The sequence below is a fragment of the Archangium violaceum Cb vi76 genome (assembly GCF_000733295.1).
Classification (GTDB): domain Bacteria; phylum Myxococcota; class Myxococcia; order Myxococcales; family Myxococcaceae; genus Archangium; species Archangium violaceum.
Genome location: NZ_JPMI01000138.1, coordinates 1 through 17,362 on the forward strand (window position 1 = coordinate 1; position 17,362 = coordinate 17,362).

A 17,362-nucleotide genomic window follows, 5' to 3' on the forward strand; every position below is an offset into this window, starting at 1 on the left:
GAGGCTCACGCCGAGCACGGCGGGAGTCGCCGCGCGCAGCGCCGGCAACGTGAACTTCAGCGCCGACAGGGTGGTGAGCGCCTCCAGGGTCTCCTTCAGCACCAGCGCCTTCTCGAGGACTTTCGCTCCCTTGTGTATGGCCTCGAGGAGCGCTGAGAACTCTTCGGTGAGGTGGCCTACCAGGGCGGGCATGTCCTCCGCCGCTGACTCCACCTGCTCCGGCTCCAGTGAAGCGAACGCCAACATGGAGGGCTCCATCATCTTCTGCCAGCGCTCCAGCTTCACGTACAGCGTCTCCACGCTGTAGAGGCGCCGGGAGAGCGCGGTGTCGGTGAGGTGGAGGAAGTCAAACCAGACGGCCAGCAGCAGGGAGCCCATCATGGCGGCCTCCAGCCGTGGGCCCGCGAGGCGCAGCAGGGCGAGCTGCATGTCCGGGTCCTCCACCTCCGACGCCTCGGTGGCGAGCTGCGTGGCGGCGGCAAGCTCGGCGTCAATCCACCGCAACCGGGCTTCGCCATGGTCGACGTAGCGGACGAAGAGGCCGTTGCCCGCGCCAGCAATGCCCAGGTCGCTGGCCCTGAGTCTGGAGAGCTCGCGAGAGATGCTGCGGGTGGAGCCGGACACCTCGCCCACGCTCTTGCGAAAAGCCAGGTGGGCCGCGAGGGCGCTCCGCCACACGGTCGCGTCGACGCTGCCTGGGCCGGCCTCCGTCACCTCCTCCCGGGAGCCACGGTGACGGTGCAACCGCGTTGGTGCCTCGGGCCCGGGAGGGGAGGGCGGCTGGGCGTCGAGGACGAGCGGCGACTGCTCGCCAGCCCCACCGGCCACGGCGGGCCCGGTGGCGCCTCGCGGGGTGTAGCGCAGGTGCCGCCCCGGGCCAGATGGTGGCGTCAGCGACACACAGGCATTGGACAGGAGGGCCAGGGCAAGCAACAGTCCCGTCCCCTTCGCCCCCGACGCGTTAGCGCGCATCATCCACTCATTCTAGCGGGCACCGCGCAAGCGGCGCGTCATCGGCCTTGAACCGGGTGGCCCCGGCCGCGCTGCGTCACGTCCGCTTCGTCATGAAGGGCGGCACCGTGTTCCGACGGTAAGCACCCCGATGCTAGGGTGCGCCGCCGTGCCCCGCATCTCCTTCACCTCGAGCCTCCAGCGTCATGTCTCGTGCCCCACCGAGCAGGTGGGCGGGACCACCGTTCGCGAGGCCCTTGAGCAATACTTCGCCCGCCATCCACAGGTGCGGAGCTACGTGCTCGATGAGCAGGGGGCACTGCGCCATCACGTCGTCGTCTTCGTGGATGGCGGCCAGCTTCGCGATCGCTCGGGCCAGCTGGAGCCGATCGGCGAGGCCTCCGACCTCTACGTCATGCAGGCACTTTCCGGGGGTTGAGCATGTCGGATCGCATCTTCGTCGCCACGCGCAAGGGTCTCTTCGAGCTCCGGCGCTCCCAGGGCCAGTGGCGCATCGCCCAGACGTCCTTCCTCGGTGATCCGGTCTCGCTCGTCGCGAGGTCTCCCGCGGACGGCACCCTCTATGCCGCGCTCTACCTGGGCCACTTCGGCGTGAAGCTGCGCGCTTCCTCCGATGGTGGTCAGCGCTGGGACGAGCTCACCGCCCCCGCCTTCCCCAAGAAGCCGGAAGGGCTCGAGGACACGCTCCCCGATGGCAAGCCCTGGCCGTGGCGCGTCGAGCAGATCTGGGCCCTCGAGGTCGTGGACGGCACCCTCTGGTGCGGCACGGTCGGCGGCGGGCTCTTCCGCTCGAAGGACCGGGGCCAGTCCTGGGAGCTGTGCCGCGGCCTCTGGGAGCACCCGTTGCGCAAGCAATGGTTCGGTGGTGGTACGGACCTGCCGGGCATCCACTCCATCTGCCCGCATCCGAAGAACCCGAACGAGCTCGTCGTGGGCGTCTCGTGCGGTGGTGCCTGGCTCACGCGCGATGGGGGCGAGCACTGGGAGGTGAGCCACGGCATGCATGCCGAGTACATGCCTCCCGAGCTGCGCGAGAACCCGGCCACCCAGGATCCGCACATGCTCGCGCGCTGCGCCGCGCACCCGGACCGCATCTGGGCCCAACACCACAACGGCGTCTTCCGCTCCGATGACGCGGGCAGCCGCTGGGTGTCCATTCCCGAGAGCGCTCCGAGTGTCTTCGGCTTCGCGATCGCCGCCCACCCGTCCAACCCGGACATCGCCTGGCGCGTCCCCGCCATCAAGGACGAGCAGCGCTTCCCCGTGGACGGCCGCGTCGTCGTCTCGCGCACCCGCGACGGCGGCAAGAGCTGGGAGGTGCTTCGCGAGGGGCTCCCCCAGGAGCACGCCTATGATCTCACCCTGCGCCACGCGCTCGACGTGGACGCCTCGGGAGAGCGGCTCGCCTTCGGCAGCTCCACCGGCTCGCTCTGGGTCTCGGAGAACGGCGGAGACTCCTGGATGCAGCTCTCCGCGCACCTGCCTCCCATCTACGCCGTCCGCTTCGCCTGAGCGTTTCTACCCCGCGGAGTCGATGATCTTCTTCGCGATGGCGAAGGAGAACCCCGCCCTCGCCAGCGCCGCGAGGTCCCTCTGCCGGTTCTCCTCGCGCGTCTTCGTGTTCGTCCGGAAGGGGCCCAGGCGTTTCTTGCGCGCCCAGATCTTCGCCGCCTCTTCCTCCGAGAGCTCCGCGGTGGCGTCCGCCAGCTTCTTCGCCACCACGTCCGCCGAGACGCCCTTCAGCCTCAGCTTCTGGGCGATGACCCGCGCGCTCCGGCCCGAGTTGCGCAACGAGTGCGCCTTCATCCCCGCGTAGGCCTCGTCGTTGATGAGTCCTCCGCGCCTGAGCTTCGCGACGAGCTCGTCCACCCAGCCGAGTGCCTCGGTCCGCTCTCCCCCGTGCTCCTTGAGGGACCGGTCCACCCTGCGCATCAGCACGCGCTTGAGCTGGCTCTCCGTCGCCGCGTACCGCTTCAGGTAGTGCAGCGCCGCGTTCTCCAAGTAGCGGGGAGACACCTTCCTCGGCTTCTTTCGCGGGCGCTCGGCCTTCCGGCCCTGTTCTCCCTGCTGCTCTTCCATGGCGAGGTTGGGTGTAACACCCGGGTCAGACGTCCGGCAGTGCTTCCGTGGTTGCTGGTCTGGACGGCGGGCGGACAGGCACGGAGGGGTGCACGGGTTCAGCCTGGGACCCGGGCACCCTCACCCCGTCCCTCTCCCGAGGGGAGAGGGGAAATTGGCTCAGAACGCTTCTTCGGGCACTTCCATCAGGTCCAACGTGCCCTGCTCCACCATGCGCGCGGCGTGGGCAATCCCCGGCAGTACCTCGTGGCAGAACCAGCGCGCGCTCGCGAGCTTGCCCATGTAGAAGGTCTTGTCGCCCGGGTTCGTCTTCATGCGCTCCAGCGCCACCGCCGCGTGCCGCACCAGCAGCCAGCCGACAACCAGGTCCGCCAGCGACAGCAACACCCGGTTGCCCTGCATGCCCACGTGGTAGATGGACTCGCCCATCTTCCCCAGCAGCGCTCCCAGCATCGTCTCCAGGTCCGCCAGCCCCTTGCTCAGCGCCGTACGCTCGGCCTCCAGCTCCTTGCCGCCCTCGCCCGACTCCACCGTCGCGCGTACCTGCCCCAACAGCCGCTGCAGCGTCGCCCCTCCGTCCCTCGCCACCTTGCGCAGCAGCAGATCCAACGCCTGGATGTGCGTGGTGCCCTCGTAGAGCGAGTCGATCTTCTGGTCCCGGATGTACTGCTCCATCGGGTAGTCCTTCAGGTACCCCGAGCCCCCGAAGCACTGCAGCGCCGTCCCCAGCAACTCGTATCCCCTGTCCGAGCAGTAGCCCTTCACCAGCGGCAGCAACAGGTCGTTGAGCGAGTCGTACTCGGCGGCCTCCAGCGCCCGGTGCCCGCCCTTGAGCTCCACCTGGTCCTGGATGGAGGCGGTGTAGAGGCAGAGCGCCCGCATGCCCTCGGCATGCGCCTTCTGCTCCATCAGCATCCGCCGCACGTCCGGGTGGTGGAGGATGGTGACGCGCGGGGCCTTGGCGTCGCGCGCCTGCATCAGGTCCGAGCCCTGCTTGCGATCCTTCGCGAACTCCAGCGCGTTGAGGTACGCCGTGGACACCGTGGCCATGGACTTGATGCCCACCGCCATGCGCGCCTGCTCGATGATGTGGAACATCTGCCGGATGCCGTCGTGCACCTCGCCCAGCAGCAGGCCCCGCGCCGGCTTCCCGTCACCGAAGGTCAGCTCGCACGTCACCGAGCCCTTCAGGCCCATCTTGTCTTCGATCTTCGTGCACACCACGCCGTTGCGCTCGCCTGGCGCGCCGTTCTCCTCCACCCAGAACTTGGGCACGATGAAGAGCGAGAGCCCCTTGGTGCCCGGGCCCGCGCCCTCGGGCCGCGCCAGCACCATGTGGATGATGTTCTCCGTGTTGTCCGTCTCCGCGCTGGTGATGAAGCGCTTCACGCCCTCGAGCTCCCAGACGTCCCCGCCCACGTGCCGCGCCTTCGCCCGCGCCGCGCCCACATCGCTGCCCGCGTCCGGCTCGGTGAGCACCATGGTGCCCACCCAGCGCCGCTCCATCATCGCCGGCAGGAAGCGCTTCTTCTGCGCCGCGGTGCCCAGCCGGTCGATGACGCGCGCCAGCACTCCGCCCAGCGTGTAGAAGGCCACCGCCGGGTTGGCCCCCACCATCAGCTCGAACGCCGCCCAGCCCAGCGAGGGCGGTGCTCCCATGCCCCCCAGGTGCACGGGCAGCTCCAACTGGCCCATCCCCGACTCGTGATAGGCCGCCAGCGCCTTCTGGATGCCCGGCGGCAGCGTCACCGCCCCGTTCTCCAGCTTCGGCGGGTTGTGCTCGGGCTCGGTGAAGCTCGGCGCCATCTCCTCGAGGCATACCTCGGCGAACGTCTCCAGCGTCTGCCGCGCCGCCGTCTCGTCGAAGTCCCCGAAGGGCGCCTTGCCCAGCGAGCTCCGCCCGATCTCCAGGAACTCGAAGAGGTTGAAGTTCAGGTCTCGCAGGTTGGCCTTGTAGTGGTTGGGCGCGGACGACATCTCGGCCTCCGACTGGAACGGGTTGTGCGGGTAGAGGCCCAGGCTACCCCGTGTGATGGGCCGGATCCGCCATGTTTTCGCGGGGGGGTCGCAACCGGGGCCCGCTCGCTGCGACAATAGGACAACGAAGCACCTCCCGTGCGTCCAGCGAGGACCTTCCATGAGCATCCGAAGGATCGGCTTCAACCCCTTCGTCCAGACGGCGAACATCATCGAGGCCCAGCGGCGCATCGAGGCCCAGCACCGTGTCGATGCCGTCGAGAAGCCCATCGGGACCGATGACCCGGCGCTGATGACCGAGGAGCAGGCGCTCGAGGCCCTCAACGCGAAGCACCGCGCCGAGATGGAGGCGCTCGAGGCCGAGCGGGCCCAGAAGGAGCTCGAGTCCGAGGCGCTGCGGGCCCAGCTGACGCTCGCCGATGGGTACGAGACGACGGCCCAGCGCGAGCTGGTGGACCTGAAGGGCGGGAAGGAGGTCGCGAAGGAGGCTCTCCCGAGCGCCAGTGCGGACAAGCCGGGCGTCTCGCTCGCGCACCTGGCCCGGGCCAATGTGTACGAGTCGGTGAGCCGGGCCGAGCGCGCCGCGGCGGAGCAGCAGGCCGCCCTGGAGCGGGCCGCGGCGGAGCAGCTGGCCGCCGATGGGGCCGGGGTGGACGACTGGATGGCGGCGGAGGTGGATGCGCTCCAGGTGGACGATGGGTCCGAGGTGGAGGCGGAGGAGGACCCCTCCTGGATGGAGGCGGAGCTGTCCGCGCTCCAGGCCGAGGCCGAGGCGCTCGAGGAGGAGGAGGAGGTCTACAGCGATCCGGGCGCGGACACGTTCCTCGCCAGCCTGGATGACATCGAGAACCTGGAGCAGGGTGGGGGAGACTTCGGCGACGCGGGGGCCAATGCCTTCGTCGCGAGCATGGACGACATCGCCCAGCTCGTGCCCGACGCCGCATCCGAGGTCCTGCCAGAGGCCGAGGCCGTTTCACCGGCTGACGCGAAGTCCGTGGCGCTGGAGCCTTCCGTGATTCTCGCGGAGGCAGTGGCCGTGCCGGAGGCCGTACCCGCGCCCACGCCCGAGGAGGCCCCCGCTGTCGCTTCCAGTGCGCAGCAGGCTCCGGCCATGGGGCTCCCGTTCGACGACGCGTGAACTTGTCCGACAGTTGGACAAGTTGGTGAAGAGTGCGCCCGGAGCGGGGGTATATCCGGGTCATGCGCAAGGTGGTCATCCCCCGCGCCGGTGGTTACGACCGGCTCACGCTCCAGACTCAGCCCGATCCCACTCCCGCTCCCGAGGAGGTGGTCGTCACCTCGGAGGCCATCGGCGTCAACTACGCCGACTGCGTCATCCGCATGGGGCTGTATGCCTCGGCCAAGGAGTACGTCGGTTGGCCCATCACCCCGGGCTTCGAGTTCGCCGGGACGGTTTCCGCGGTGGGCTCCGCCGTCACGGACCTCGCCGTGGGGGCCCGGGTGTTCGGTGTCTCGCGCTTCGGGGGCTACTCCACCCACGTCGCCGTGCCCCGCCACCAGGTGTTTCCCCTGTCCGCGCGCTTCGACATGGCCCAGGCCGCGGGCTTTCCCACCGTCTTCCTCACCGCCTACTACGCCCTCTTCGAGTTGGCTCACCCACGTCCGGGGAGCACGCTGCTCGTGCACTCGGCCGCGGGCGGTGTGGGCGGGGCCCTGTTGCAGTTGGGGCGCATCGCGGGTTGCCGTACGGTGGGCGTCGTCGGCTCCAGCCATAAGGTGGAGACCGCGCGGGCGCTGGGGGCGGATGTCGTCATCGACAAGAGCCGCGAGGACCTCTGGCGCGCCGCCGAGCGGGCCGCTCCCAATGGCTATGACGTGGTGCTCGATGCCAATGGCGTCTCCACGCTGCGCGACAGCTACCGGCACCTCGCCCGGCCCGGCAAGCTCGTCATCTATGGCTTCCACTCCATGCTGCCGCGTGAAGGGGGCCGACCCAATTGGGTGAAGCTCGCCGCGGACTTCCTGCGCACCCCCCGGTTCGATCCGCTCTCGCTCACCAACGCGAACTCGAGCGTGCTTGCCTTCAACCTTTCCTATCTGTTCGAGCGGAGCGATGTGCTCGAGGAGGCCATGGGGCGATTGCTCGCGTGGGTGGACGAGGGCCGCATCACTTCGCCACCTGTCACCCGCTTCCCGCTGGAGCGGGTCGCCGAGGCGCACCGCGCACTGGAGTCCGGCTCCACCGTGGGCAAGCTCGTGCTGGTGCCGTGAGGCGCGTGGGTTAGAGTTCCGCCGTCCAGCCTTGCTTGCGTGGCTTGAGGCGCACCTGGAGGGGGGCTGGTTTCGAGGTCGCCACGTGCGCGAGTTGCTCGAGTGGGTACTCCTCCACGGGTTGCTCGTGCACCGCCATCAGCCGCAGGAGCCGCTCCGCCGTCGCCCCCATGGCGAGGGGCTTGTCGACCCGCTCCCACCGCGACACTGTCTCCTTGGCCACGCCCATCCGTTTCGCCAGGTCGCTGCTCGACAGGCCCAGCCAGGTGCGCAGGAAGCGGATCTCCCGGGGGGTGAGTGCCGCTTCCTTCCGTGCGAGCTGCAGCGCCAGTTGCGCGTGGAGCTGCTCGACGTTCGAGTAGCTCAGCTCCTGCTCTCCACACTCCGGGCAGTGTCGGACCTGGACTCCCTCGATGATGACGCCTTCCAGCCCCGCGTAGGCGCGTCGCGTCTCGTGCCGGACCGTCATCTTCCCCCCGCACCGCAGGCATTTCATCGTTTCCTCCAGACCGTCACGACGACCAGCTCCGTCTCACCCCGGAAGGCCACCACCACCCAGATGGTGTTGGTGTGGACCCGGTACCTCCAGGTGCCCTTCTCGTTCTCCGCGGGCTCGGTGATGTGCCCGCCTCGCAGCACGTTCGTCACGTCGACTTCCGTGAGGTCGTCCTTCGAATGGCGGGTGTAGGTGAGCTGGCCGTTCCTCAGCAGGAGCGAGATGCGCTTGCGCGCGGCATTGGCGTCCAATTGCTTGGACGGATCCTGGGTTGATCCCACGTCAATATAGCCTCTTTCTCCCAGCCGCAACACCACGTCATGGGTTGTGCTGGATGCCCGCCGGCCTTCTTCCGGCGGCGGAGGCTGTCTTCGTCGGGCGATGGGCAGCTCCTGGCCGGCAGCCGCTCCCTTGCAGTCCTGATGCCCGGTCAGGGCCGAGGAGCGCGAGGCCGAAGAGCGTCCCGCTCCGTGGACGGGAATCCTTTCCGCGCTACCGGTTCGTCCGGCCCCGCTGCTTCATCGCCTCGTCCACCCGGCGACCCAACTCCGCGATGCTCTGCGTGAAGCCGATGGCCGTCACCGTCCCGGGAAAGCCGTTCTCCTCGTCCGCGAAGTTCGCCGTCCCCGCTACCCCCTCGTCGTAGTAGCGGTAGCCCAGGTTCGACAGGAACGCGATGACGTACTGTCTCGGCGCCTTCCCCGGCAGCGCTCGTACGATTCCCGCGTCGCTCCCGTAGTTCTCCGTCTGCCCCGTCTTGTGCAGGAACTCCACCTCCGCCGCCGCGTTGCACGGCCGCGTGTCCCGCTTGAACGCCGTCACTCCCACCGTCGCCGTCCCGTCCTCCGCCAGCCACCTCGCCGGCACCGCCGTGGGGATTCCCGGCCTCGCGTTCGCGTCTCCGCACACCAGTGTCGAGCTCAAGCCCTCCGCGTACCCCTGGTCCGCCAACAGCTTCTTCAGGAAGTTCCTCGCCGGCTCCGAGAGCTCCGCCGCCGTGACGGCGCGTCCTTCCCTCGTCCTCCACAGCACCCCCGGGCCTCCGTTGATGAGCAGGAACAGCCGCGCCGTATCCAGCGCCGTCATGTGGATGCTTCCTGGTTGCCAGTTCCTCCCCGTCACCGGCGAGGTCCCGTTCACCTGCAGCGTTCCCAATCCCAGCGCCGCGTACTCCGCGTTCAGCTCCTCCATCGCCCCTCGCTCGTGCAGCAGCTTCACCAGCGCCTCCGTCGAGCCGTTGTCCGATTCGACGATCATCGGCTCCAGCCAGCCCCTCAGCGGCCGCTCGCCCTTGTCCACCGTGTCCCGGAGGAAGCGGTACGGTGTGTCGAGTGTCAGCTCTCCCCGGTCCACGCGCTTCATCACCCCGTATGCGATGAGAATCTTGAAGAGTGACGCGGGGTAGGGCGCCATGAAGCGCAGCGGGGTCTTCTCGCGTCCCGGTTCCAGGTCGTCCTCCGCAGGGGCCTCCGCCCAGCCCTTCTGCCCGTCCCAGCGCTCCAGGTCCCACCTCGTGAAGCGCACCGATTGTGTGCCCAGTGTCCGGGCGTCGATGGGGACTGCTTTTCCTCTCGGGTAGTCCCTCGACAGCAGCACGTTCGCCGCCGCCACCGGGCGGCCTTCCGCGTCCAGCTCGATGACCGCCACGTCCACGTTCGGCGGGTGGGCGATGCGCTCGCCCTTGTGTCTCCAGTCTCGCACCTGGTCGAAGCCCGCTTTGCGCACCGCGTTGAGTAGCTCCGTCTCGAGGACCCGTGAGCGGGTGGCGGAGAGGCGCGGCTGGGAATCCGGGCCGGCCACGGCGGCCGTGCACAACAGCAGGGCGAGGCAGAGCGGGGTGGGTCGCATGGGGTTTTGGATGGGTGACGGTAGTCCCGGGGTGGAGTCGCGGCCAGCGGGCCTGGGACGCGGACTTTCGGTTTTCGTCCCGGGATGCTCCGGTCTACCCTCACCCCGTCCCTCTCCCAGAGGGAGAGGGCTCAACCTGGAATCCGCTATACCCTCACCCCGTCCCTCTCCCGGTGGGCGAGGGGAGTGGTCCGCGAGTTGGTGTCTTCTTGTTGTGCCCGTTCTCGGCTTGTTCATTCCCGGAGGAGTGACTCGTGCCCATCGTCCACGACTGGCTTGCCCGCAGGGCCTCGCTCGCCCCCGAGCGCATCGCCCTCATCGACTCCCTCCGCGGTGACCGCTCCATCTCCTGGCGCGAGTGGAACTCCTCCGCCAATCGCACCGCCCGTCTCCTCCACGATGTCCTCGGTGTCCGCCGCGGCGACCGCGTCGCCGTGCTCGCCATGAACTGCACCGAGTTCCTCGACCTCCTCTTCGCCTGCGGCAAGCTCGGCGCCATCCTCCAGCCCCTCAACTGGCGCCTCAGCTCCCCCGAGCTCTCCTCCCTCCTCGCCGACGCCGAGCCCGTCGTCCTCGTCCACGGCTCCGACTTCCAGGCCCAGGTCCAGGCCGTCCGCCCCCTCGCCCGCGGCGTCCGGCACTTCGTCCACCTCGACGACTCCTCCGCCCGCCTGCCCGAGGACCTCCCCTTCAGCCACCGCGACTCCCTCTCGGACTCGCCGCTCCCCCCCGTGGACCTCGAGCCCGAGGACCCGTGGGTGCTCTGCTACACCGGTGGCAGCACTGGCATCCCCAAGGCCGCCATCCTCACCCACCGCTCCATCACCGCCAACGCCGCCAACACCGTCGTCAGCTGGGGCCTCACCGCCGACGACACCGCGCTCCTCAACGCGCCCCTCTTCCACACCGGCGGCCTCAACGTCTTCACCACCCCGCTCGTCTACGTGGGCGGTACCACCATCGTCGCCCGCTCCTTCGCCCTCGAGCAGGTCTTCGAGCTCATCCACCGCGGCGCCATCAACCTCTTCTTCGGCGTGCCCACCATGTTCATCGAGATGCAGCGCCACCCGCGCTTCGACTCGGTGGACTTCTCCCGCCTCAAGCTGCTCGTCAGCGGCGGCGCCCCGTGCCCCCAGCCCGTCTTCGAGCGCTTCTTCGCTCGCGGCATCGACTTCAAGACCGGCTATGGCCTCACCGAGGCCGGGCCCAACAACTTCTGGCTCCCCTCCGGTGACGTGCGCCGCAAGCCCGGCTCCGTCGGCGTGCCCCTGTTCCATGTCGAGGCCCGGCTCGATGGCGATGGCGAGGAGGGCGAGCTGCTCCTGCGCGGGCCCCACCTGTGCGCCGGTTATTGGCGCCGCCCCGAGGACACCGCGAAGACCTTCGCCGGAGGGTGGTTGCATACCGGAGACCTCGCCCGGCGCGACGCCGATGGGTGTTTCTCCATCATCGGTCGCAGCAAGGATCTCATCATCTCCGGCGGAGAGAACATCTACCCCTCCGAGGTGGAGAACGTGCTCGCCGCCCACCCCGAGATCGCCGAGGTGTGTGTGATTGGCGTGCCTGAGCCCAAGTGGGGTGAGGTGCCTCGCGCCCTCGTGGTGCCCCGCCCCGGCGCGGACCTCACCGAGGCCCAGGTGCTCGACTTCTGCCAGGGCCGGCTCGCTCGATACAAGCAGCCCCGCTCCGTGCGCTTCCTGGAGGCTTTGCAGCGCACCAGTGCCGGCAAGGTGGATCGGCGTTCGCTCTCCGCGAAGCACGGTACTCCGGGGTAGGGCGGCCGTAGACCCTCACCCCAGCCCTCTCCCAGGGGGAGAGGGGGCTTTACACGGGTTCAATCCGGGGCCCTCGATACCCTCACCCCGTCCCTCTCCCGGGGGGCGAGGGGAGGTGTCCGAGGTGGGGCTCGGGTTTCTCCTCCTCGGCCGGGCGTTCCACCTGGAAGCGGGTGACCAACTCCCGGAGTTGGCGTGCTCGCGCTTCCAGGTCCTCCACCGCCTTCGTTATCTGCTCCACGTTCGTCGCCGACTCCACCGCCTGGTTCGACAGCACGTGGATTCGCAACGTGAGCGCCTCGCCCGTCTCCGCCTGGGTGGCGTGTGCTCGCGCCGTGTCCTTCACCCGCCGCTGGATCTCCTCCGCCCCCGCCACAATCCGCTCCAGCGCCTTCCCCGTCTCCGCAGACAGCGCCAGTCCCTCGCTCACCTTCAGGCGCCCTTGCTTCATCTGCGCCGCCGCTGCCTCCGTCTCCGTCTGGCTCTGCTTCATCAGCGTGCCGATCCGCTCCGCCGCCGTCCGCGCCTGCTCCGCCAGCTTGCGCACCTCCTGCGCCACCACCGCGAAGCCCTTCCCGTTCTCCCCCGCCCGCATCGCCTCGATGGCCGTGTTCACCGCCAGCACCCGCGTTTGATCCGCCACGTCGGAGATGAGCTCCACCGCCCGCTCCACCTCCGCGCTCCACTCCGTCAGCCGCTCCACCATCCGCGCCGAGCGCTCCACCACCTGGGCGATCTCCTTCATCTTCTCCCCCGTCCCCCTCACCACCGCGCCGCCCTCGCGCGCCGCCTGCTCGTTCGCCTCCGCCGTCCGTGCCGTCAGCTCCGCTTGGCTCGCCCCCATCGCCAGCTCCTGCGTCATCCCCATCACCGAGTCCGTCATGTTCCGCAGGGACCTCGACTGTTCCTGCGCCGCCTGTCTCAACCCCGCCGCCGAGCGGTGGATGTGCCGCGCGTCCGTCTCCGTTGCCCGAGACACCTCCCCCATCTCTCCCAGCATCCGCTGCACGTCCCCCACCATCGCGTTGAAGGCCCGGCCCAGGTCCCCCACCTCGTCGTGCGTGGGCGCCACCACCGTCACCTTCAAGTCTCCTCGCGCCACCTTCCCCGCCGCGTCGACCAGCGAGCGCACCGGCCTCAGCACCCGCCTCGAGAAGTACACCCCCGCCAGTCCCGCCAGCGCGACTCCCGACAGCAGCGCCACCCACATCCGCCGCTGTACCGCCGCCACCTCCCGCTCGATGTCCTCCACGTACACGCCCGTTCCCAGCACCCAGCCCCACGGCGCGAACAGCTTCACGTAGGACACCTTGGGAATGGGTTGCGGCTCGCGTGGACGGGTCGCCAGGTACTCCACCGCGCCCTCTCCCTCCCGGCGCGCCAGCTCCACGATGTCCACGAACACCCGCTTGCCCGCTACGTCCTGGTACCCCTTCATGTCCTCGCCGATCCGTCCCGGCAGGAAGGGGTGCATCACCAGCCGCGTCTCCAGGTCGTTGATCCAGTAGTACTCGGCGTTCGCGTAGCGCAGGCCCTCCAGCATCGCCGCCGCCTCGTGCTGGGCCTCTCGCGGCGACAGCTCGCCCGCGCGCACCCGCACCTCGTAGGCCTGGAGGATGCCGTGGCCCGCCTCGACCAGTTGCCGCACCGCGCGGATGCGATCGTCCCGCAGCTGCTGCCGGATGGCTGGCAACACGTACAGCTGCTGCAACAGCAATAGCGGCAACACGGCGATCAGGAGCGCCACGTAGAACTTCGTCAGCAGGCTGCGCCTTCGTCCAATCCCGAGCGCCATCCCGCCCAGCCTAGGGCAAACCCGAGCGGTTGTTCAGGAGCCCACGGTCCGCTTCCCCGCTCCCTCGGGGGCTCAGCAGCGCGGCAGGTTCGCGTCCGGCGGACAGTTCCACTCCGCGTGGCAGCACTCGCCCCCCTCGCGGCCACAGGGCAACTGGCACGTCTCCACCCAGTCACAGGGGTGGCGGCTCTCCAGCCCCACCGACTGGGGCACCGTCTCCTCTACCTCCAGCGCCCCGCAGTCCCTCGAGCCCGGCTCGCACGTCACCCTGGGCGGCGCGGGCTCCACGGACATCGACCCCACCACTCCCACCGGCACTCCCAGCAGCATGCCCGCCACGGCCACCACCCTCGTCGCCTTCACGACCACACCCCCGTGCTGATCGCGTGACTCGTCCCACCATCTCGTCCCCGGGTTTCACCCTGGGACGCCGCGTCACGAACGCTCTTTCATCTCGACGTCAGCCCGCGCCACGGAAGCTTGCTCCCGGCATGGCGCCTCTGGCGTCGCCCCCAGGGCTCTAATCTGCCCATGGCGCGCCGCGCTGCGAAGTGCGCTGAACCGGGAATTCGCGACCTCGTCACCCAATGGGCGGACCGGATGTCTGGCTCAAGGCACTTGTCCGCCCCCCGGGGTGGGACGGTGCTGGCGGGGGGAGCTCTCCACGTGATGGGACGCCTACGTGTACCCGGTCTGGTGGGGATTTCACTGACATCTGCGGAACACCGTACCGATACGGAATGGGATTCCCTGGACGGGCCGAGGTGAGTTCCGGGACGCTGAGGTCATCGAGAAGGTGGGAGGTCTCATCCTTGGAACGTATAGGTCTTGTGTTGTGCGCACTGTTGCCACTCATGACGGCAGTGGCTCGTCCACGGAGTCCGCTGCAGGACGCCTCTTTGCCAATGGTGTGGGGGCTTGAAGGGCATGCGATTGCCGGAAGAAAAGGGAGCGGCGGACTTCCCCCCAAGAAGGGGTCGCCGGTTGTTGTTCAACAGGGCGTACCGGCTGTTCCCAAGGTGAACGGACGCTTGCCGCGTAACAGCCAGTATGCGGGCAAGGTCTTTCCTCTTGAAGAACTGCCCAAGGAGTTGCAGGCCAAGTATCCCAAGAGCGTTCGCTTCACCGAGGAAGGTTTTCCTGACTTCGCTCCCTATGCCCTCAAGACCGTGGGAATCTCCTTCTCCGGAGACCGCAAGCGGGACGTGGTGGCCGCCAACGCTGCGGCGGGCTTCAAGCACACTCCCATCGGATACACCTGGCACCACCATCAGAATGGAAGGACGATGCAACTCGTTCCCACGGACCTCCATCGTGCGATTTCGCATACGGGCGGGCATGCCACTCAGAAGGCCGTGGAGTCTGGCGAATGAGTGTGAACCTCGAGGAGTCGTACGCCCCCTTGTCCACGAGGCAAATCGAAGAGGTCGAGTCAACGCTAGCCATCGAATTGCCGCGAGACTACCGGGCCTTCTTGCTTTCGAACAATGGAGGTCGGCCCATTCCAGATGCGTTCCAGATGAGCGGGAGGTGGGAGATGGTGGATCGGTTCCTCGGCATCCACGAGGGAGAGCACGACAACCTGCTCGACTATGTGAACGCTTATCAGGGGAGACTGCCACCGGAGTTGCTGCCGATTGCGCATGACGCTTTCGGGAATCTGATTTGCTTGGCGGTACGGGGGGGCGAGTACGGCGGGGTGTATTTCTGGGACCATGAGTGGGAGGCTGGCAGCGGAGGTCCTTCGAATTACGATAACGTCACGTGTATCGCGGAGAGCTTCGAAGCGTTTCTTGCGTCCATGCGGGCTCTGCCCGACGAGATGGATGGATCCTCCTGAGCGACGTGCACTGCAATTCGTTGATTCCTTTCAAGGTGAACCCGGCGTGGGGGAACGTTGCACCCTCACGCCGAGGTGGAAAGACCCTTGGCTCATGCAGGGCGCTTGGCGGGGAACGGCAACACGCGAGCAGTCTGTGACTCTGGTGTCTCGGCGGCGCTCTCGTTTGTCAAACGCGCGAGCGGACCAACCACCTTCTCTTCCCATATCTTGAGAGTCAGCTTCTCGAGCTTGTCTTTTAGCTCGGTCTGTTCGTCGAACCACCTCTTGAGGTGGGATGAAACGCGGTAGTTGAATCCTGCACCGCCCCCCCATTCATTCGCACAATTGGACCAGAGCGTATTGGCCTGAGTGAGTGGCTCTCGATAGACCTCGATACCCGCCGTACTCACCGCGTCCGCGAATGCTGTTCGCAACTGCTGTGCGCTTCGTTCAATCTGCTCGATCGTACGGTGTGCGAGCGACAACTCGGGGTTGGCCTTCAAGGTGTTCAGGAACCCACTGAGGCGAGTGAAGAAGTCGCGGGAGCGAAGAAGGGCGTCCTGGGCAGCGCCGGTACCGATAAGGTGGGGCAAATTGAGTCCAGCCCACATCCCATTGCGACGGGTAGCTGCCCACAGAGTCGAAGCGTAACGGACGCTCTCGACCGTGTTGGTGGCTTCCACGTAGGCGTGCTGTTCGCGAGTCTTCAGCGTCCGATTGCCCTTGAGGAAGAGGGCGAGTTGTGCTGCGACCTCCTCAATGGTGGCGTTCACGGCTTGCGTCTCGTAATTCTTGATCAAATCCTCGGCGGCAGCGCAGAGGTCTGAGATACGCTCCGAATAGGCGTTGCGCATTTGAGCGACCTGCTCGAAAATCATTCGTCTGATGGCGCTTGGTTCATCCGACTCGACGTTGAAGAACCGGATAGGCGCACCGACCAGATTATGCTCAGAGGCACCGAGAGTGCGTTCGATCTGTCCGCGCTTCATCTCGTAACCATCCGCGTCATCGGTCGGAGGATCTCCTGAGTCGTCTTTCACGGACATCGCCTCGCCTGCGCGAGGAAGGGTCAGGATGGATACTTTTCCGGTGTCCATCTGCTCACCGAACGTCGTCTTCATGTGCTGGAGAAGGTTTTGCACAGTCGTGTTCGGTGCGTCGTTGAACCGCGAGCAGAGCACGACTGCCGTCCGAGAATCCCGGAGGCGTCGATCAAGATCTTCGCGTACGGCTAGGTCATCCACGCCCTTCGTATCGATGACAGAGATCTCAAGAGCACCAGCATCCTTGCCGAATTCAGGGACGAGCAGATCGATAGATCGTGGCAGGGGCACGTCGGGCATCCGTCCGTTGTTCACGGCGCGGAACATATCCCCCATCCATTTCATCGGGTTCTTTCCGCTGCTCAGATCGAACCAAGCCTCACGCCGCGTACGCTCATCCAGGCGCATGCGATCAAGAACCTTGGCGCGCAATTCGTCTTCGCTCGAACAGGTTTGCGCGAGTTCGAATGCAGTGTCGCGCCGTATGGTCTTGTTTTCGGGCGTACGCTCCTTTTTCACGGTGAGATTGGCCATGTTCCGGATAGCGCGCCCTATTTCCTCGCTGGCGTGCGCAACCTCACCGCCATCCTCGGCTTTCTTGCCCACCCTGAGCCACAGGCTGGCGCAGAAGTCGCCAACGAGAGCGCGGAGGTCGCTATCTGTGTAAGGCTGAATTGAGACTCCAAACTCGGGACCGCGTCGGATGTGAACTTCGCAAATGGTCGTGCGACCACTGCCTGTTTCAAGAACCACCCGCTCGAGTCGGCGCCCATCGGGAGTGGAAGGCACCAGGAGATCGAAGAGGAAGCTCAAGGCTGTGGATTTGCCTACGCCGATATCACCGATGAACGCTATTTGATGGTTGGTGGACTGAAGGTAGGCGGCTGCGCTCTGGATTGCACCGCTGTGGCGCTCGATTTGCCTTTTAAGGGGCCATGGGGTGTCGGTCTCGGCGAGAAACGTCTTGATCTCGCTGAGGGTATTCTCCGCCATCTCCAGAGCCACGATTTGAGGGTTCCAGAAAGCTGGGCGTTCGATCTGCGTCCACTCCCGCTTTACGAACTCAAGATAGCGGCCAGCGGCGCTTGAACCCAGGCTAACCAGGGCTTCCAGAACTCGCTTTACATCTGCCGCTACAGCGACCTCACCCTTCTCGATACGCGAAACACGGCTTTGGTCGATCCGCGCCTTTTGGGCAACCTGGGTCTGTGTTGCACCAAGTTCCGCACGCAGCGACGAGATGACAGAGCCCGTGCTGGCCGGCATCGGCAGTTCATCATTCATGGAGCCCGCTCCTCACACTATGAACGACATCCCATCGTC

At 67.1% G+C, this 17,362-nt stretch carries 15 protein-coding genes and 1 pseudogene; 7 read left to right on the plus strand and 9 right to left on the minus strand.

All coding sequences use genetic code 11. The features are described from left to right. Positions 1–975: pseudogene (locus Q664_RS20420) on the minus strand (DUF2380 domain-containing protein); the annotation flags it as partial. 145 nt (positions 976–1,120) lie between these two features. On the opposite strand from Q664_RS20420, the gene Q664_RS20425 reads away from it, so the two are divergent. Beyond that, entirely contained in the window at positions 1,121–1,390 is a 270-nt protein-coding gene (locus Q664_RS20425; RefSeq protein WP_043398127.1) for a MoaD/ThiS family protein, read from the plus strand. A 2-nt stretch (positions 1,391–1,392) separates the two neighbouring features. Continuing rightward, on the plus strand, positions 1,393–2,484 hold the full coding sequence (locus tag Q664_RS20430) for a WD40/YVTN/BNR-like repeat-containing protein (protein WP_043398086.1): 1,092 nt from the start codon (positions 1,393–1,395) through the stop codon (positions 2,482–2,484). Positions 2,485–2,490: 6 nt separating this feature from the next. On the opposite strand, the gene Q664_RS20435 is transcribed toward Q664_RS20430, so the two are convergent. Together Q664_RS20435 and Q664_RS20440 are read right to left on the minus strand one after the other, a co-directional pair. Next, positions 2,491–3,051 (minus strand): regulatory protein RecX, encoded by a 561-nt coding sequence (locus tag Q664_RS20435; protein WP_043398087.1) that lies wholly within the window; start codon positions 3,049–3,051, stop codon positions 2,491–2,493. Between the two features lie 159 nt (positions 3,052–3,210). After that, positions 3,211–5,028: an acyl-CoA dehydrogenase gene (locus Q664_RS20440; protein ID WP_043398090.1), complete on the minus strand. Its 1,818-nt coding sequence runs from the start codon at positions 5,026–5,028 to the stop codon at positions 3,211–3,213. Between the two features lie 160 nt (positions 5,029–5,188). Between Q664_RS20440 and Q664_RS20445 the strand changes: the two genes are divergently transcribed. Together Q664_RS20445 and Q664_RS20450 are read left to right on the plus strand one after the other, a co-directional pair. Further along, positions 5,189–6,166, plus strand: coding sequence for a hypothetical protein (locus tag Q664_RS20445; protein WP_043398092.1), 978 nt, complete (start codon positions 5,189–5,191; stop codon positions 6,164–6,166). A 62-nt stretch (positions 6,167–6,228) separates the two neighbouring features. After that, on the plus strand, positions 6,229–7,260 hold the full coding sequence (locus Q664_RS20450) for a synaptic vesicle VAT-1 family membrane protein (RefSeq protein WP_043398094.1): 1,032 nt from the start codon (positions 6,229–6,231) through the stop codon (positions 7,258–7,260). 10 nt (positions 7,261–7,270) lie between these two features. Here the strand turns inward: Q664_RS20450 and Q664_RS20455 are convergent, their stop codons facing one another. The 3 genes from Q664_RS20455 to Q664_RS20465 all read right to left on the minus strand — a co-directional run bounded on the left by Q664_RS20455 (position 7,271) and on the right by Q664_RS20465 (position 9,604). After that, entirely contained in the window at positions 7,271–7,756 is a 486-nt protein-coding gene (locus Q664_RS20455) for a type II TA system antitoxin MqsA family protein (RefSeq protein ID WP_075207474.1), read from the minus strand. Beyond that, positions 7,753–8,037: a DUF4258 domain-containing protein gene (locus Q664_RS20460; RefSeq protein ID WP_152622233.1), complete on the minus strand. Its 285-nt coding sequence runs from the start codon at positions 8,035–8,037 to the stop codon at positions 7,753–7,755. Before Q664_RS20460 ends, Q664_RS20455 begins: the two co-directional genes overlap by 4 nt. A 211-nt stretch (positions 8,038–8,248) precedes the next feature. Next, on the minus strand, positions 8,249–9,604 hold the full coding sequence (locus tag Q664_RS20465; RefSeq protein ID WP_043398132.1) for a serine hydrolase: 1,356 nt from the start codon (positions 9,602–9,604) through the stop codon (positions 8,249–8,251). 254 nt (positions 9,605–9,858) lie between these two features. Here Q664_RS20465 and Q664_RS20470 point away from each other — a divergent pair, with 254 nt between their 5' ends. After that, positions 9,859–11,379 (plus strand): acyl-CoA synthetase, encoded by a 1,521-nt coding sequence (locus Q664_RS20470; RefSeq protein WP_043398100.1) that lies wholly within the window; start codon positions 9,859–9,861, stop codon positions 11,377–11,379. Between the two features lie 82 nt (positions 11,380–11,461). On the opposite strand, the gene Q664_RS20475 is transcribed toward Q664_RS20470, so the two are convergent. Then, positions 11,462–13,174 carry a methyl-accepting chemotaxis protein gene (locus Q664_RS20475; protein WP_063934726.1) on the minus strand — a complete coding sequence of 571 codons (1,713 nt, stop codon included), beginning with the start codon at positions 13,172–13,174 and terminating at the stop codon, positions 11,462–11,464. A 72-nt stretch (positions 13,175–13,246) separates the two neighbouring features. Beyond that, a complete protein-coding gene (locus Q664_RS20480) occupies positions 13,247–13,537 on the minus strand; it encodes a hypothetical protein (protein WP_152622234.1) in 291 nt (96 codons plus the stop codon). A 491-nt stretch (positions 13,538–14,028) separates the two neighbouring features. Between Q664_RS20480 and Q664_RS56445 the strand changes: the two genes are divergently transcribed. Together Q664_RS56445 and Q664_RS20490 are read left to right on the plus strand one after the other, a co-directional pair. Further along, on the plus strand, positions 14,029–14,547 hold the full coding sequence (locus Q664_RS56445; RefSeq protein ID WP_160174462.1) for an HNH endonuclease: 519 nt from the start codon (positions 14,029–14,031) through the stop codon (positions 14,545–14,547). Continuing rightward, positions 14,544–15,014, plus strand: coding sequence for an SMI1/KNR4 family protein (locus Q664_RS20490; RefSeq protein WP_052518428.1), 471 nt, complete (start codon positions 14,544–14,546; stop codon positions 15,012–15,014). Before Q664_RS56445 ends, Q664_RS20490 begins: the two co-directional genes overlap by 4 nt. Positions 15,015–15,106: 92 nt before the next feature. On the opposite strand, the gene Q664_RS20495 is transcribed toward Q664_RS20490, so the two are convergent. Further along, positions 15,107–17,323: a helix-turn-helix domain-containing protein gene (locus tag Q664_RS20495; protein ID WP_200883734.1), complete on the minus strand. Its 2,217-nt coding sequence runs from the start codon at positions 17,321–17,323 to the stop codon at positions 15,107–15,109. Between the last annotated feature and the right edge of the window lie 39 nt (positions 17,324–17,362).